General features: G+C 66.9%; 12 protein-coding genes. 6 read left to right on the top strand and 6 right to left on the bottom strand.

Going from position 1 to position 12721, the window contains the following annotated elements:
• The first annotated feature begins 171 nt into the window (after window positions 1–171).
• From BLQ70_RS02525 to BLQ70_RS02510, 4 genes are all read left to right on the top strand, one after another.
• Window positions 172–1374: an MFS transporter gene (locus tag BLQ70_RS02525; RefSeq protein WP_091855676.1), complete on the top strand. Its 1203-nt coding sequence runs from the start codon at window positions 172–174 to the stop codon at window positions 1372–1374.
• Between the two features lie 199 nt (window positions 1375–1573).
• Complete coding sequence (locus tag BLQ70_RS02520) at window positions 1574–2347, top strand: transporter substrate-binding domain-containing protein (RefSeq protein WP_061964337.1); 774 nt, start codon at window positions 1574–1576, stop codon at window positions 2345–2347.
• A gap of 74 nt (window positions 2348–2421) precedes the next feature.
• Window positions 2422–3132: an ABC transporter permease gene (locus BLQ70_RS02515; RefSeq protein WP_061964335.1), complete on the top strand. Its 711-nt coding sequence runs from the start codon at window positions 2422–2424 to the stop codon at window positions 3130–3132.
• Window positions 3129–3845: an ABC transporter permease gene (locus BLQ70_RS02510; RefSeq protein WP_091855675.1), complete on the top strand. Its 717-nt coding sequence runs from the start codon at window positions 3129–3131 to the stop codon at window positions 3843–3845. The genes BLQ70_RS02515 and BLQ70_RS02510 overlap by 4 nt, the downstream gene beginning before the upstream one ends.
• 7 nt (window positions 3846–3852) lie before the next feature.
• Here BLQ70_RS02510 and map read toward each other — a convergent pair whose 3' ends face one another.
• The gene (map, locus tag BLQ70_RS02505; protein ID WP_091855674.1) at window positions 3853–4605 is read right to left on the bottom strand and encodes a type I methionyl aminopeptidase; all 753 of its coding nucleotides are present in this window, start codon (window positions 4603–4605) and stop codon (window positions 3853–3855) included.
• 133 nt (window positions 4606–4738) lie between these two features.
• Between map and BLQ70_RS02500 the strand changes: the two genes are divergently transcribed.
• Window positions 4739–5605, top strand: coding sequence for an NAD(P)-dependent oxidoreductase (locus BLQ70_RS02500; RefSeq protein WP_091855673.1), 867 nt, complete (start codon window positions 4739–4741; stop codon window positions 5603–5605).
• Window positions 5606–5628: 23 nt separating this feature from the next.
• Here BLQ70_RS02500 and BLQ70_RS02495 read toward each other — a convergent pair whose 3' ends face one another.
• Both BLQ70_RS02495 and BLQ70_RS02490 read right to left on the bottom strand, forming a co-directional pair.
• Window positions 5629–6810, bottom strand: coding sequence for a multidrug effflux MFS transporter (locus BLQ70_RS02495; RefSeq protein WP_170843285.1), 1182 nt, complete (start codon window positions 6808–6810; stop codon window positions 5629–5631).
• Entirely contained in the window at window positions 6807–7709 is a 903-nt protein-coding gene (locus BLQ70_RS02490; RefSeq protein WP_091855671.1) for a DMT family transporter, read from the bottom strand. Before BLQ70_RS02490 ends, BLQ70_RS02495 begins: the two co-directional genes overlap by 4 nt.
• A gap of 220 nt (window positions 7710–7929) precedes the next feature.
• Here BLQ70_RS02490 and BLQ70_RS02485 point away from each other — a divergent pair, with 220 nt between their 5' ends.
• Window positions 7930–9675 (top strand): methyl-accepting chemotaxis protein, encoded by a 1746-nt coding sequence (locus tag BLQ70_RS02485; protein ID WP_170843284.1) that lies wholly within the window; start codon window positions 7930–7932, stop codon window positions 9673–9675.
• 162 nt (window positions 9676–9837) lie between these two features.
• Here BLQ70_RS02485 and BLQ70_RS02480 read toward each other — a convergent pair whose 3' ends face one another.
• From BLQ70_RS02480 to BLQ70_RS02470, 3 genes are read right to left on the bottom strand one after another with little or no spacing between them, the layout of a single operon-like run.
• A complete protein-coding gene (locus BLQ70_RS02480) occupies window positions 9838–10602 on the bottom strand; it encodes a hypothetical protein (RefSeq protein WP_091855669.1) in 765 nt (254 codons plus the stop codon).
• A gap of 10 nt (window positions 10603–10612) precedes the next feature.
• The gene (locus BLQ70_RS02475; RefSeq protein WP_091855668.1) at window positions 10613–12043 is read right to left on the bottom strand and encodes a hypothetical protein; all 1431 of its coding nucleotides are present in this window, start codon (window positions 12041–12043) and stop codon (window positions 10613–10615) included.
• A 28-nt stretch (window positions 12044–12071) separates the two neighbouring features.
• On the bottom strand, window positions 12072–12671 hold the full coding sequence (locus tag BLQ70_RS02470; protein WP_113586040.1) for a hypothetical protein: 600 nt from the start codon (window positions 12669–12671) through the stop codon (window positions 12072–12074).
• Between the last annotated feature and the right edge of the window lie 50 nt (window positions 12672–12721).

Genomic DNA, 12721 nt, shown 5'->3' with positions numbered 1-12721 from the left:
CGCCTGTCTGGGAAGCCGCCTTATAGCGCATTCGGCTCGAACGCCTGGAAGCCAAAACGATATGCGCTGATTGCATGAAATATCGTCACGCATGACGTTGATCGGTCGATGCTGCATGGCTATCTCATGTTGCGGCGCAGCATTGCGCCTGCTTCTCCGTGAAAGCCCGTCATGACACTCGCCGCGAACGATCGCAGCCTGGATGCGCCGGTATCCGCCCGTACGCCCGTCCCGGTGGGGCTGGTGCTGTTCGCGCTGGCCATGGGCGGCTTCGCCATCGGCACCACCGAATTCGCGGCGATGAGCCTGTTGCCTTACGTCTCGGCGGGGCTTGGCGTCGACGAGCCGACGGCCGGCCACGTCATCAGCGTCTATGCGCTCGGCGTCGTCGTCGGCGCGCCGCTGATCGCGGTGCTGGCGGCGCGGATTCCGCGCCGGACGCTGCTGATCGGGCTGATGGGCCTGTTCGCGCTCGGCAACGGGCTGAGCGCGCTCGCCCCGAACTATCACTGGATGCTGGTCTTCCGTTTCCTGAGCGGGCTGCCGCATGGCGCTTATTTCGGGGTCGCGGCGCTGGTCGCAGCCTCCCTCTCGGCGCCGAACCGGCGGGCGCAGTCGGTGGCGCGCGTCATGCTCGGTCTGACGGTCGCGACGATCATCGGCGTTCCCGTCGCAAGCTGGATGGGGCAGGTCCTGGGCTGGCGCTCGGGTTTTACCATCGTCTCCGCGCTCGCCTTGCTGACGGCCCTCCTGATCGCGCTGTTTGCGCCGCGCGATGCAGTGCAGCCTGGCGCGAGCCCATTGCGGGAGCTCGGTGCGCTGAGGCGCCGGCAGGTCTGGCTGACGCTCGCGACCGGCGCCATCGGCTTCGGCGGGCTCTTCGCCGTCTACGCTTATCTCGCTTCGACGCTGATGGCGGTGACCGGGGTCTCGCCCGCGCTGGTCCCGGTCGTGCTCGCGGTCTTCGGTCTGGGGCTGACGGCAGGCACGCTCGTCGCCGGCTGGGCGGCTGACAGGGCGCTCGTTCCCGCAACCGCGGGCATGCTGCTTTGGAGCGCCTTCTGGCTGGCGGCCTTTCCCTTCGCTGCCGGCAATATCTGGGCGGTGTCGCTGGTCATCTTCATGATCGGCAGCGGCGGCGGGCTCGGTGCCATGCTGCAGACCCGGTTGATGGATGTCGCCGACGACGCGCAGACGCTGGCTGCCGCGCTCAATCACAGCGCCTTCAACACCGCCAATGCGCTCGGCCCCTGGCTCGGCGGCATGGCGATCGCCGCTGGCTACGGCTGGACCTCGACCGGCTGGGTCGGTGCGGCGCTGGCGCTCGGCGGGCTCGCGATCTGGATCGTCGCGGTTCTCGACGCTCGCCGCTGAGTAGGGCGGCGGATCTCCGCCCTGCCTATAGCCCTGCTTCTTTGGTCGCATCCCGGCTCCAGGCGCGGATTTGGACGCGCAAGCTGCGAAAAGCTGCATCGCTCCCTCTTGCGAGTGGAATGAAACTGCGCCCAATCTGTCGCCACAGAACCGGACCGGGACAACAGCAAGACCGGCCGGCTGAATCTGCGGAGGTCCCATGAAGAGTTTCGTTCGTTTTATCGCGGCGGCGGCGTTGACGGTCGTCGGCGCGACAGGGGCGCTCGCCCAGGCCAAGGAGTGGAAGGAGATCCGGATCGGCACGGAGGGTGCCTATCCGCCCTACAACAACCTGAATGCCAAGAAGGAGCTCGAAGGCTTCGAGATCGATTACGGCAACCTGCTCTGCGAGAAGATGAAGGTGAAATGCACCTGGGTCGTGCAGGATTGGGACGGCATCATCCCGGCGCTGCAGGCCAACAAGTATGACGTCATCTTCGCCGGCATGAACGCGACCGATGAACGCAAGAAGCAGGTCGACTTCACCTCGGTCTACAGCAAGACTCCGATCTGGGTGATCGGCCCGAAGACCACCAAGTCGGACGACATCTCGCCGGCCGCCCTCAAGGGCAAGTCGATCGGCGCGCAGGGCTCGACGATCCACGCCAACTACGTCGAGAAATTCTACAAGGATTCGACCGCGCGGCTCTATCCGACGCAGGAAGAGGCCAATCTCGATCTGCTCAACGGCCGTCTCGACTATATCGTCGCCGACGCGCTCGCCCTTGCCGATTTCCTCAAGGGGAAGGGCAAGGATTGCTGCAAGAAGATCGCCGAGGTGAAGCGCGACGACGCCATCCACGGTCCCGGCGTCGCCGGCGCGGTCCGCAAGTCCGACACGGCGCTGAAGGACATGATCAGCAAGGCCATCGCCGAGACCATGGCCGACGGCTCGCACAAGAAGCTCGAGGACAAGTGGTTCAAGTTCGACTGATCTGACATCGACGATGATCACCCGCCGGCCGCATCGGGCCGGCGGGCTTCAGTTCCTCGCGCGCCGGCCCTCCCATGTTCGACAAATTCGCTCTGCTTGGCTTCGGGGCCGGCGGCTGGGGCCTGGCCCTGCTGCAAGGTGCCGCCAACACCATATCCGTCGCGCTCGCGACCCTGCCGTTCGGCCTGGCTCTCGGCCTGATCATCGCGCTGTTGAAACGTTCCGACAGCGTGTTTTTGCGCGCGCTGGCGACGATCTACACCACCGTCTTCCGCGGCGTGCCGGAACTGCTGACGCTCTACATCATCTATTTCGGCATCCAGGTGCTGATGCAGCGAATCTGGACCGGCTTCTCGATCCCGCCCTTCGTCGCCGGCATGGTCGCGCTCGGCCTCGTGCTCGCGGCCTTCTCCAGCGAGGTCTGGGTCGGCGCTCTGAACTCGATCCAGAAGGGCCAGCGCGAGGCCGCTTCGGCGCTCGGCCTGTCGAAGGCGCAGGCCTTCCGGCTCGTCGTCTTCCCGCAGCTGATCCGCGTGGCGCTGCCCGGCCTCGGCAACAACTGGATGGTGCTGTTGAAGGAGACTTCGCTGATCTCGGTCATCACGCTGCAGGACATCATGTTCATCGCGACGCGGGCCAATGTCGTGACCAAGGAGCCGTTCCTGTTCTTCGGCACGGCGATGCTGCTCTATTTCTTTTTCTCGCTGGTTTCCGCCTGGGGCATCGACAAGCTCGAACAGCGCACCAATCGCGGCCAGGCCGCCTTCGGCGGAGCGACGCGATGAACTGGTGCGAATATCCCGGTTATCTCGTCGGCAGCGAGGTCCTGCAGAACTACGGCTGCCGGATGGCGAGCGGCCTCTGGGTCACCTTCGAACTGGTGGTGATCACGGTCGCCATCGGCTTCGTGCTGGCGCTCGGCCTCGCCATTGCCAGGCTCTATGGACCGCGCTGGGCGCGGATGGCCGTCAGCGGCTACACCACCTTCCTGCGTGGCACGCCGCTGCTCTGCCAGCTCTTCCTCGTCTATTACGGCCTCGGCCAGTTCCGCGAGTTCTGGCAGGATGTTGGCCTGTGGTGGTTCTTCCGCGAGCCGTTCTACTGCGCGGCCTTCACCTTCACGATCAACACAGCCGCCTATCAGGCCGAGATCCTGCGCGGCGCCATCCAGTCGGTCCCGCGCGGGCAGTTCGAGGGGGCGCTCTCGCTCGGCCTGCATCGCTGGGCGACCCTGCGCCGCGTCGTGCTGCCGCAGGCGATGATCCTGGCGCTGCGCCCGCTCGGCAACGAATTGATCGTGATGATCAAGTCGAGCGCGATCGTCTCCCTGGTGACGCTGTTCGACCTGATGGGGGCGACGCGGCTGGCCTTCGCCCGCTCCTTCGATCTTTCGATCTACCTCTATGCCGCGCTGATCTATCTCGTGCTGGTCGAGATCATCCGGCGTGTCTGGGACAGGCTCGAAATCCGGCTGAGCCGCCACATGGCATTGCGCTGACCCGGCCTCAACCCGGCAGGGTCAGCACCACCGCGCCGCGAGGCGTCGCGACGACGGTATGCTCGTACTGGACGGTGGGCGCGCAAGGATCGCTGTAGAGCGTCCAGCGGTCGCCGTCGCCATGCTCGGCCCAGTCCGCGCCCAGCGACAGGAAGGGCTCGACGGTGAAGACGAGCCCGTTCGTCATGGTCCGGCGTTCTTTGCGATCCGGCCATGTCGCGATCTCCGTCGGCTCTTCGTGCAGCGAGCGGCCGACGCCGTGGCTCGCGAGATTGCGCACCAGCGTGTAGCCGTTCTTCTCGGCGAAGCGCCCGACGGCCTGCCCAATCCCTGCAAGCGGCTTGCCGGCGCCGACCTGGCCGATACCGGCCCAGAGCGCGCGGCGGCCGTCGCGGCACAAGCGTTCCAGTTTCGGCCTGACCGGCGGCACGGCGAAGGACGCGCCGGTATCGCCGAAGAAGCCGTTCTTCTCTGCGGAGACGTCGATATTGACGAGGTCTCCCGCGAGGATGCGGCGTTCGCCGGGAATGCCGTGGGCGACCTCCTCGTTGACGCTGATGCAGGTCGCGCCGGGGAACTCATAGGCGAGTTCCGGGGCAGGGCGCGCGCCATGGCGTTCGAGATAGTCGCGGCCGATCGCGTCGAGCTCGGCCGTGGTCATGCCGGGTTCGATCGCCTTGCCCATGGCCGCGAGCGCGCGGGCCACGATGCCGCCGATCTCTTTCAGCGCCTGCAATTCGTCGTCGTTCGATATGGTCATGAGCTGGAGCTAAGCCGCTGGTCCTCCGACCGCAAGGGAAAAGCCGCATGGGCGGATGGCGCGCAATCGCCTTCCCCGTCCGGCGTGCGCACGCTAAAGCGTGGACATCTTCGGAGAAAAGCGGGAGCTCGGCATGGCCAAAGTCGCATTCATCGGTCTCGGCGTGATGGGGTTTCCCATGGCCGGCCACCTCAAGGCCAAGGGGCATGAGGTCACCGTCTACAACCGCAACCCGACGAAAGCGCAGGAATGGGTCTCCCGCCATGGCGGCGTCTCGGCGCCGACCCCGGCCGATGCCGCGAAGGGTCAGGAGATCGTCTTCTGCTGCGTCGGCAACGATGACGACCTGCGCGCCGTGACGATCGGCGAGAACGGCGCCTTCGCCGGCATGGAGAGGGGCGCGATCTTCGTCGACCACACCACGGCCTCTGCCAATGTCGCGCGTGAACTCTATGAGGCCGCGAAGCAGGGCGGCTTCGGCTTCGTCGACGCGCCCGTCTCGGGCGGGCAGGCCGGCGCCGAGAACGGCGTGCTGACCGTGATGTGCGGCGGCGAGCCCGAGACCTATGCCCGGGTCGAATCGGTGATCGCGAGCTTCGCCCGCATGTGCAAGCTGATGGGCCCGGCCGGCTCCGGCCAGCTCACCAAGATGGTCAACCAGATCTGCATCGCCGGCCTCGTCCAGGGCCTGTCGGAGGGCGTCCATTTCGCCAAGCGCGCCGGGCTCGATGTCGAGGCCATGCTGGAGGTCATCTCGAAGGGCGCCGCCGGCTCCTGGCAGATGGAGAACCGCGGCAAGACGATGAACCAGAACAAGTTCGATTTCGGCTTCGCCGTCGACTGGATGCGCAAGGATCTCGGCATCGTCCTCGACGAGGCCCGCCGCAACGGCGCGCAACTGCCGGTCACCGCGCTGGTCGACCAGTTCTATGCCGAGGTCCAGAAGATGGGCGGCAAGCGCTGGGATACGTCGAGCCTGATCGCCCGCCTCGAAGGCTGAGATCACGCTGGCCCGGTCTCACATCAGCGACCGGGCCGCGTCCGCACGAAACCGACGGCGGCGAGGCCCGCCGTCGTCAGAAGCCAGATCATCAGGTTCATCGATTGTGGCCAGAGCGTCACGAGCCAGCTGATCAGCACGGTCAGCGCCGCGCTGAAGCCGAGCTGGACAGCCCCCAATAATCCCGCTGCCGAGCCGGCCAGTTCCGGGCGGGCCGACAGCGCTTCGGCCGTCGCGCCGGGGATGGTCATGCCATTGCCGGCCGCGTTCAGCGCCAGAGGCAGGAACAGCGCCAATGGCGACCACCAGGGCGTGAACGACAGGGCCATCGCCACGGCCGTTCCGATGAAGGAAATCACGAGGCCGCGGCGCACCATCGTCTGCGTGCCGACGCGCACCGCCAGCCGCGACATCGCGAAATTGCCGAGCATGTAGCCGAGCGCATTCAGGATGAAATAGGCGCCGTAGACGTCCGAGCCGCGGCCCATCGTCTCGACGACGATATAGGGCGTCGCTGCGATGAAGACGAAGAAGGCCGATGACGCAGACGATCCCGCTACGACGTTCAGCATGAAGTCGCGGTTGCGCACGAGCTCCGGAAAGACGCGGAAGACGCCGAGCAGTGAGCTCTGCCGGCCGAGATTGGGCGCCGTCTCGGGCAGGCGCGCGAGCGTGAAGACGAGCACGGCGACGCCGAACAGCGTCATGAACCAGAAGATCGCGCGCCAGCCGAAGGCGGTCTCGATCTGGCCGCCGAGCCAGGGCGCGAGCATCGGCGCCACCACCATCACCATGGTGACCGTGGCGATCTGGCTTGCGGCGTGGTCGCGGTCGGCGGTGTCGCGGATGATGGCGCGCGACAAGGCGAAGACCGCGCCGCCGCCGGCGCCTTCCAGCACCCGCGCGATCAGCAGGATATGGGTCGAGGGAGCGAGCGCGCCGAGCACCGAGCCCAGCACGAACAGGGCCACGCCCGCATTGACGCAGGGGCGGCGCCCGAAGCGGTCCGATAGCGGCCCGATGATGAGCTGCGTCACGGCGACGGCGACCAGGAACAGGGTCAGCGTGAGCTGGATGGTGGCGTAGTTCGTGGTGAAATGCCGGGCGAGCGCCGGCGTGGCCGGAGCGAGCAGGTTGAGCGCGATCGGCTGCAGCGCCGAGATCGCGACGAGGATCGCGAGTGTCGGCTTGACCGCCGCCGTCACGCCGCCGGCTTTCGCGTGAGCTTCAGGTTGGAATCCGGCCGCACGCGTTGGCGGTGCATGGTGTAGAGGCCGCTGCCGACGATGAGCGCGACGCCGATGGCGGCGTAGAGATCCGGCACGTCGCCCCAGACGACGTAACCCAGCACGGTCGCGAAGACGATGATGGCGTAGCGATATTGCGAGATCACGCCGACATCGGTGCGCCGGAAGGCGCTGATGATGAAGAAGGTGCCGATCGTCACCAGAACGGCGGCGAGCGCGATATAGACGGTTTCCAGCCGCCAGACCGGCAGCCACTCTTCGGTGAGGCCATAGGCGAGCGCGACGAGGCCGACCAGGATCGTCGTCGTCAGCGACACCACGGTCGAGGGGACTTCGGCGCCGATGGTGCGGGTCGTCAGGTCCCGGCCGGCGACGAGACAGGCGCTGATCACGGCGACGATGGCGGCGGCATTGAAGGATTCGGCACCCGGGCGCACCACGAACAGCACGCCGATGAAGCCGACGGTCAGCGCCATCGCGCGCCGCCAGCCGACGCTCTCGATCCGCAGCAGCACCGCCAGCGCGACGATGAGCAGCGGAGAGGCCATGTTGATCGCGGTGAGGTTGGCGAGCGGCATCAGGCCCAGCGACCAGCCGAAGGTCAGCGCGCTGAAGGCCTCGAGAACGCCCCGCTGCAGCACGCGCGGACGGAACGCAAGGTGCAGCCGGTCGCTTTCCCGCGCCGCGAAAACGAGCGCGAGTCCGACCACGACCGCGAAACCGGTCCTGAGTGCGATCGCCTGTCCGGCCGGATAGATCTCGCGAGCGAGCTTCATGAACACGTCGTTGACGACGAAAAGCGACATCGCGACGAGCATGAAGATGATGCCGCGGCGGTTTTCGGCAGCGCTGGCCAAGGGATGAAAATCCTGTTCGGGAGGCTTCAGGCCGGCAGCCTGTCCGTATGGCGCGGAAACCCAGCCATACAGGGGCTGGCGATGCGGGTCCAATGCGTCTCCGGCAGGGGCGGCGCGCGGCAGCGTGGAAGCCTTTGTTAACCAGCCGGGACCATAACCGGACCCGAGCTTGACCTATGGTGAGACTGGGTAGGGGATGCAGGGCAGGATTCGACGCTGGTTGGGCGCCCGAACTCCGGTGGAGGAAGTCCCCGCGGCGCCCTTGCCTGTGGAGGACGTCACGTCTCGGCAGGCCGCCGCGACCCAGCCTTATGACGTGTCCGCCCACGATGCCGTCGACGATATCGAGCGTGACATCCTGTTCGCGATGCAGCGACTGACGAAGGAATTGGGCGAGGTCGAGCAGCGTTCGACCGAGTCCGAAAGCGGCTCGCGTGCCATCCTCGAGAATGCCGGCAGCATGCGCAGCGCCGTCGGTGCCGCCAGCGAGAACGCCTCCGCTCTTGCTGCCGCGACCCATCAGGTTTCGCAGGCGGCGGAGCAGGTCGACGGAGCGGTGGTCAGCGTTCGCGACAGGCTTGATGCCGCCGTGTCGCGGGCTGGCGAGGCTGCGGTGATGCTGGATGGCCTGGCCGACGCAACGGGAGAGATCAGGGGCATCGTCGATTCGATCGCCGAGATCGCGCGCCAGACCAATCTCCTTGCACTCAACGCGGCAATCGAGGCCGCCCGCGCCGGCGAGGCAGGGCGGGGGTTCGGGGTCGTCGCCCACGAGGTCAAGATCCTCGCCGTGGAGGTCAGCGACGCCGTCGGCCATATCCGCGAGCGTGTCGACCGGCTGACCCGTGCCGCGCAGGGCTCGACCGGTATCGTCAACGACACCCTAGAGATCGTCCGGGGCGTCAATCCGATCATGGCGACGATCGGACGGGCGTCCCAGGAGCAGGTGAATTCGACCGCGGAACTCTCCCGCAACGCGCGGGAAACGGCGCTCTTCGTCGAGGGCGTTGCGCGCCGGGCCGACGAGATCGACCGGGTCGCGCACGAGACGGTGGCCGAGAACGAGCGCGCCCGCCGGGCCACGCAGAAGGGCAGCCGCCTGGTCGGCAACATGCTCAGGCGCTTCAAGCCCGTGCTGCGCCATTCGGCCTTCGCGGACCGGCGCCGCTTCGACCGCTTTCCCACGGCCCGCGGCGCGCATCTGACGCTCGGCAGTGCCGATGTGTCCGGCCGGCTGGTCGACCTCGGCCGGGGCGGTGCCTTGCTGGCCGGCTCGCATCAGGCCCGGTTGCCGACCGGTGGCGCCGGCGTGGTCACGATCGAGGGCTTGCCGCCGCTACCTTGCCGCATGACGGGGACCAGTGAGCTCGGCCTGCACCTTGCCTTCGCGGGCGATGCCGCTGCCGGCTGCGGCGAACTGGCGGGCATGATCGAGGAGATCGAACGCTCCTGGCGTCCGCTGATCGAGCGCGCCCAGGATTTCGCACGGGAGACCGCGGCGGCGATGGAAGACGCCATCGACCGCGGTTTGCTCTCCGAGAATGATCTGTTCGATCTCCGCTATGTGCCGGTCCCCGAAGTCGAGCCGCGGCAATATCTGAGCCCGAGCCTGCCGGTGCTCGAAACGGTCCTGCCGCCTTTGCTCGCCGATGCGCTCGGCTCCGACCGGCGTCTGGTCTTCGCCGTGCCGAGCGATCGCAACGGCTATGTCCCGGTGCATCATGCCGCCTGGTCCCAGTCGCCGCGCTCCGGCGATCCCGCCTGGAACGCCGCGTATGCCCGCAATCGCCGGATCGTCGACAGCCGCGCGGGCTTGAGCGCCGTCCGCTCCGTCCGCCCCTTCCTCGTCCAGCTCAGTCGGTACGAGCATGAGGACGGCCGCGCCGAACTGCTGAGCGAGATCAACGCCCCGCTGCGCGTCCGCGGCCGCCATTGGGGCGGTGTACGGATGGCTTACCGGCTTTGACGCGCTGATCCAGGACCGCCTGTCATCCCGTGCGCGCTGCGGCATGGAAATGCCGCTGCGCAGACACGGGACCGTCCTCCGGAAAAGGCGCCTTCTCGTCACGCGGTCCCGTGTCTGCGGAGCATCGCTTCGCGCTGCACCGCGCACGGGATGACAGCCCGCCTACAACCGGTCCCAGTTCACGCTGATATTGAGCTTCTGGAAGGCCTGTTTCCACAGCGTGGCGGTCTGCTCGAGCCGGGCCGGATCGTAGACGCCCTGGACTTGATGCACGCTCAGCTCCCAGGTCCCTGCGCCCGAATCCTGCCAGACCTTGCCGAGCAGCCGCCGCAAACGCTCCGGATCGCGCGCGCCGGCGGCATTGCCGAACATCGTGAACTGACCCGAGTTCTGCAGCATGTCGGAGACGAGCAGGAGCTTGCGGTCTCCGCTCGGGACGCGGTTCTCGCGGCGCGAGACGACATCCCCGATCGCCTCGACGATCGGGGACTGATTGCCCTTTCCGGGCTGGGTCAGCACGGTCAAAGCCTCGTCGAGCGGGCGGCCGAATTTCTCGACCCATTTGACGTATTCGCGCCGCGGGTTGCCGATCAGTTCGCTTGCGGTCTTGCCGGGGTTGCAGAGCGAGACCAGCGCAGGAAAACCCGGCTCGAACACGTCGTTGAACACATAGATCGACAGCATCCGGTCGGTCGGCAATTCGTCGCCGACCTGCTTGACCAATGTCTTGAGACGCCCGGCCTGCACCTCGCTCCATGGGTCGCTCTTGTCGACGAGGATGAGGGTGTGTCCGACGGGCCCGCTCTTCGGGCACAAAGTCTCCTGGTCGCGCGGCGGGCCGCGCAGCAGGGAGGGCGCCGCGAAGAAGCCGACGAGGCCAAGTCCGGCGAGCACGGAGGCGACGATCGCCCAGTTCTCGGTCTTCATCTGTCGACCTTTAGCGCGGCATTGCGGCGAAATCCTCCGCCGCCTGCTTCTGGGCCGCCTCGTCCTGCTCGAAGGCCTCGCGCCCCGCCTGCGCCGCCCTGAGCTTCACCTGCTCGATCTCGCCGGCAAGGTCGACGCCGCGCAGCAATACCAGCCGGTCCTTGAGCTTGGCTTCGATCAGGGCCGGCATGCTGGTGAGCTGCTGCTCGAAGTCGTCGATCTGGCGGCGAGCGGCGACATATTCCGGCAGCTCCGCCGGCTGGTCGATCTCGGCCAGATTGAGCGATTGCGTGAAATAGGCCGGGGGCAGGTCGGTGCGGACCCTGAGATTGGCCTCGCGATATTGCATCATCGCGGCGTCCTTGGCGGCGCGCAGTTGCCCGAGGCGGGAGGTATAGAGGTCGCGCGCCTTCTCGGCTGCCGCCTTCACGCCTTGCAGCTTGCCGAGTTCGTCACGGCAATCCTCGCGGAAGCCGTCGACCTGGGTGCGGATCGCTTCCAGCTCCGGCAGCAATTCGGCATCGAGCCGGCGCCGCTCCTCCTCGACCGCGCTCCAGCGCTGGCGCCAGCGCTTATAGGCGGTGGCATGGCCGGGATAGGTGCCGAAGGCGGTATAGCCCTTGGTCGCCGAGATGAAGGCGACGAGGCAACCGATGATGACGAGCGCGACCGACTTGATGTCGTAGATCGCGAACGGGTTTTCCATCATGCGCGGCATGACCTGGAAGGAGCGCGAATCCGGGTTGGCGATCAGCATCTCGCGGTAATGCCCGACGGCGAGGTTGAACAGCACGATCAGTCCGATCATTCCGGCATAGGCCGGCAGGGCCCAGAACAGGTGCGAGCTCTTCACATGCTGGCAATAGCGCGCCGGGCCGACACCCATGAAGAAGCCGAGCGCGATGTTGAGCGCCGAGATGATGACCGCGGTCGCAGCACCGCCGACCAGGCCGAAATCGCTGGCCTCGGCGAAGAAATTGCCGTTGAGCAGGCTCTCGATCACCAGCGGCACGACCAGGAAGAACAGGATGAACTGCCATTTGTCGAGCTTGGGATCGGCCCGGCGCTTGTTCTCGTAATTGAAGAAGGCGTATTCGCGCTTGGCCCGGAGCGCATCGTAGACGCGCTGCTCCAGCTCGCCGCCATGCTTGCTCAGCATCGCGCGCATCGTCGCCTCGACGCCGCGAACGCGCCCCTCGAAGCGCTGCTGCGTGAACAATTCGCGCCGGCTGGTGATCTGCGCCTGGATGGCATTGAGCCGCTCCGCCGCCTCCTGCCGCAGCGTGGCGAAATGCTCGCGCGCCCGGGCGACCAGCGTCTGCTCGGTCTGCGAGAGCATCGTCGCGTGGGCAGGCGGCTGGTTCTCGACCGCATCGCTCGCGCCGTGATGCCCGGCCTTGACCGACTCGGCCAGATGATGGGCCGTCGGAGCAGGCGTCATCCGCACGACTCGCGAGGTAGCACCATCGTCATTCGCCATGGGCGGCTCGCATCAGGAAATGGCGGGCCTCGACGACATCGACCCAGAAGTCGCGGAAACCGGGATAGGCCGGGCGCAGATAGGCGCGCTTGAACCAGATCGTCAGTGCCACGAGCCCGCAGAGGCCGAGCGTCGGCAGGACCGCGCCGGCAAGAGCTGGAATTCCCTCGGCAGACAGATGCGAAGCCATCAGCGCCAGCCCGAGCGCGCTCGCGATCGCCAGCAAGGCGAGGACACAGTGGCGCCCGGTGTCGTAGGCGAGTTGCAGGGCCGCGGTCATGATGACGATGGCGAAGGCCGCGCAGAGTTCGAGCACGGCAAGCCCCGCGACGACAGCCGCGATACCGGCCATGATTCCGGTCGGGGAGGCTGGCGACAGCACGAGGAAGACGCTGCGCGCCGAAGACCAGGCCAGGAACAGGCAGAACAGCAGCGTCGCGAGAAGAAGCATGGCGAGAAGCGGCAGGGCGCGCCGCAGGCTGGCAGCCATGATGGCGAGCCGCGCCGCATGGGTCTGCCTGATGGCATCATCGATCGCGCTCGCGGCCGCCTTGATCCGGCGGGCCATCGCCTTGAACTGTGACCGCATGCAACTCCACCCGTCGCAGGGACGGTGACCGCATTCGCCCGAAGGGTCAA

Origin of the sequence: Allobosea robiniae, assembly GCF_900102525.1 — a bacterium.
GTDB lineage: Bacteria > Pseudomonadota > Alphaproteobacteria > Rhizobiales > Beijerinckiaceae > Allobosea > Allobosea robiniae.
Note: the sequence above shows the minus strand (reverse complement) of the source record. Positions and strands in the feature narration are given on the sequence as shown.